Annotated in this window: 3 protein-coding genes and 1 pseudogene; 1 reads left to right on the top strand and 3 read right to left on the bottom strand. The window is 70.0% G+C overall.

Annotation, left to right across the window (positions count from 1 at the left end; genetic code table 11):
* Together ACWELJ_RS33810 and ACWELJ_RS33805 are read right to left on the bottom strand one after the other, a co-directional pair.
* Positions 1-256, bottom strand: a pseudogene (locus tag ACWELJ_RS33810) (polysaccharide biosynthesis protein); the annotation flags it as partial.
* A gap of 256 nt (positions 257-512) precedes the next feature.
* Positions 513-1646: a DUF3068 domain-containing protein gene (locus tag ACWELJ_RS33805; RefSeq protein ID WP_452370129.1), complete on the bottom strand. Its 1134-nt coding sequence runs from the start codon at positions 1644-1646 to the stop codon at positions 513-515.
* Positions 1647-1833: 187 nt separating this feature from the next.
* Between ACWELJ_RS33805 and ACWELJ_RS33800 the strand changes: the two genes are divergently transcribed.
* A complete protein-coding gene (locus tag ACWELJ_RS33800; protein ID WP_452370128.1) occupies positions 1834-2985 on the top strand; it encodes an acyltransferase family protein in 1152 nt (383 codons plus the stop codon).
* A gap of 13 nt (positions 2986-2998) precedes the next feature.
* Here ACWELJ_RS33800 and ACWELJ_RS33795 read toward each other — a convergent pair.
* The coding region (locus ACWELJ_RS33795) for a hypothetical protein (protein ID WP_452370127.1) at positions 2999-3285 on the bottom strand (287 nt) is incomplete at its 5' end.

Below are 3285 nucleotides of genomic sequence, written 5' to 3'. Positions count from 1 at the left end.
GCCAGGCCAGCGCGCGTGCGGCGGCGGCGGGCGCGCCGCGCACCACCTCGCGCGCGATCACGTTCTGCAGGGCCAGGGCGGGGACCGCGCACAGCATCTGCACGGCCAGCAGGCTCGCGAACGAGCTGTATCCCGCCACCCCCAGCCAGCGGCTGGCGAGCAATTGCAGCAGATACCCCGCCACATTCGCGGTCATCGCCCCCGCCGTCACCAAGGTCAGGTCCTTGACCACGGGCAGACGGCGTACAACAGACACGCCCGCAATGCTCCCACCCGCCGCTCGACCTCCTGCCCGCACCCCGGGCAGCGCCCACCCGGTACACCCACCCCGGCGTTCGGCGCTCGGTCCGTCCCACCCAGGTCTCGGCCTGTCTCGTTCCGGTACCTGTGACTGATGCTGGGCGTCGCGGCGCCCGGTCGGCCGGACTTGTTTCGCACCGACGGATCCGGGTCGCGAACGACAGCGGCCCAGCATCTCGGAAGATGCTGGGCCGCTGGACCGAACGGGGGCGCTAGGGGCGCTTGTTCATGTCGATCTGCTGGGTCGGGGCGTCGAAGTCGCCGGGGCCGCCCGCGGGCGCGGGGGCGCGGCGGATCGGGGTGGCGCCGTTGCCGTTCTTGCCGAGCAGGCCGAGGACGATGCCGGCGATCACGAACAGCAGGCCGAGGACGCCCAGGATGATCGGCAGGGTGCGGCCGTAGAGCGACAGCTTGTCGATGTTCTCCTTGGCCACCGAGATCTGCGACTCGATGGTGTTCTCGTCGAACACCAAGGTCGACTTGAGCGCGGTCACCTCGGGCTTGTCACCGGTGCGGGCGTAGAACAGGTGAATCTGCTCCTGGCCCTTGATGACCGTGCCGGTGTCCGGCTCGACCCACAGGTCGCGGACGTTGGTGTAGAAGCGCGCCATGGTGACATCGCCGTCGCCCTCCACGCCCCACTTGGCGGCGGGCAGGGTCAGCTTGTTGGTCGGCGAGTTCGCGACGGTGGACAGGTCGGTGACCGGCGCCGTCATCTGGAAGTGGTAGACCTTCAGGCTGTTGATCTCGGTTTCCTCGACGTACGCGGCGTCGTAGGTCTTACGGGTGTTGAGATCGAAGTACGGGTAGGTCTTCTTCTCGGTGCCGATCGGGAAGCGGTACTGCAGACCCTTGTGCTGCACCGGGTCCATGACCGACTCGCCCTTCTTGTCGACCGTCACGGCGATCGCGCCGTTCGGGCCGCCGTCGACCGACTCCACCGGTTCACCGGTCTTGCGGTCCACGGTGACGCGGTCGATGCTCGCGGTCAGCAGGCCGGTGTCGCCCTGCTTGTCGGTACGGCGCAGGGTCTGACCGGCCTGAATGGTCATTTCCGAAGCGTCGGACGGGTTTTCGACGGTGAGGAAGCGCTGCGACACGAGCGGGACGTTCTGGTCCACCTTCGCCGAGCCGGTCGTCGAAGTCAGCGACTTCGAGTCCAGCACCTCGCTGGGCGCCCCGGTCTGCGGGTTGGTCGCGACGGTCGTGATCTCCAGATCCAACGGCGTCTTCGCGAGGCGGCTGACCGTGTACGTGGGAATCATGATGGCGGCGACAAGCAGCATCGCGCCGAGCCCCACGAGTACGCAGGCAACCGTCCTTCTGGTACCGGCACTGAGTGCCATGCAGGTTCTCCTCGTCGTCGAACGCGTGTTTCTTCCAGTACTGCGGTCGCCGCGCAGCACTCGTGAGCCCAGACACTAACAGTCCGAGCGGTCCCTGAGTGCGGCCGAGGCAGGAAAACGCCCCGAAACGCCCCCAAGTCAAAAGCCGGATGATCCGCGAAACACCCGCAAGGCACACTGGGACCCGATGACGACGACCACCCTCACCACCGCGGAGACGCCCGACCTGGACCCGGCACCGGTCCGTCCGGGCCGCTTCGTCCCCGCACTCGAGGGCATGCGCGCGCTCGCCGCCCTGGGGGTCGTGCTCACCCACGTCGCCTTCCAGACCGGCGCCACCGGACAGCCCGTGCTCGGCCGGGTATGGGAGCGCTTCGATCTCGCGGTCGCGGTGTTCTTCGCGCTGTCCGGATTCCTGCTGTGGCGGCCGCATGCCGCCGCGGCCCGCGGTCACGGGGTGGCGCCGAGCGCCGGACGCTATCTGCTGCACCGCGCGGCCCGCATCCTGCCCGCCTACTGGGCGGTGGTGTGCGCGGTGCTGATCCTGCTGCCGAGCGCGGCGCACACCGCCGGCCTGCGGGTGTGGGTGTCGAATCTGGGCCTGCTGCAAGTATTCGTGCCGTTCACGCTGACCGACGGGCTCACCCAGATGTGGAGTCTCTCGGTGGAGGTCGCCTTCTATCTGGTGCTGCCGCTGCTGGCGTTCGCGCTGGTGTGGTTGCGCGGGCGGCGGGCGCGCCTGCGGGTGCCGGTGGTCCTGGGCCTGGCCCTGCTCAGCCTCGGCTGGAACTTCCTGCCCGTCCCGACCCCGGACGGCATCCACTCCGACAACTGGCTGCCCGGCTACCTGCCGTGGTTCGCGGTCGGCATGCTGCTCGCCGAACTCGCCGACCAGCCCGCACCGGCGTGGCGGCGGGTGGCGGGCAACCGGTGGCTGATGTGGCCGCTCGCCGTGGCGGCCATGCTGCTGGCGACCACCGACCTGGCCGGGCCGCGCGGGCTGGTGCACGGACAGCCCTGGCAGTACGCCGCCAAGATGGCGCTCGGCGCGATCGTCGGCTTCGGGCTGATCGCCCCGCTGGTGCTGCGGCCGGACCAGCCGCACCGGTGGCTGGAGAGCCGGGTCGCGGCCACTCTCGGCCGCTGGTCCTACGGCATCTTCATCTGGCACCTCGCGGTGCTGTCGATCGTGTTCCCGGTCTTCGGCGTGGTGCCGTTCCGCGGGCATTTCGTGGTGGTCTACGTCTTGACCGTGGTCTTCACGCTGCCCTTGGCCGCCGCCAGTTTCGCGCTCGTCGAGGAGCCGGTGCGGAAATGGACGCGCCGCCGCTTCGGCTGAGCGGCAGCGGGATTCAACGGCGCGGCGGCAGCGCGGCGATCCCGACCGCGATGATCGCGACCAGCGCCGGGAACTGCACCCACAGCGAACCGCCGACATAACCCTCGAACGAGCGCCATGGTCCGGTGGAGAGCGCGGCCGCGCACACGGCGGTGCCGCCGCCCGCGAGCGCGATCAGGATGCGCGACCAGCCGCGCGGCCGCACCCGATCGCCGATCAACCCGAACCCGGTGAGCACCACCGCGATCGGGCCCGCGATCAGACCGGCCCCGGCGGCCAGGCCGAGCCCGGCGACGGTCC

The organism is Nocardia sp. NPDC004582, assembly GCF_053602115.1.
Note: the sequence above shows the minus strand (reverse complement) of the source record. Positions and strands in the feature narration are given on the sequence as shown.

Bases quoted from the DNA above. Each gene is read 5' to 3' on its own strand.
- ACWELJ_RS33800 (WP_452370128.1), top strand. From the start codon at position 1,834: ATGACGACGACCACCCTCACCACCGCGGAGACGCCCGACCTGGACCCG.
- ACWELJ_RS33805 (WP_452370129.1), bottom strand. From the start codon at position 1,646: ATGGCACTCAGTGCCGGTACCAGAAGGACGGTTGCCTGCGTACTCGTG.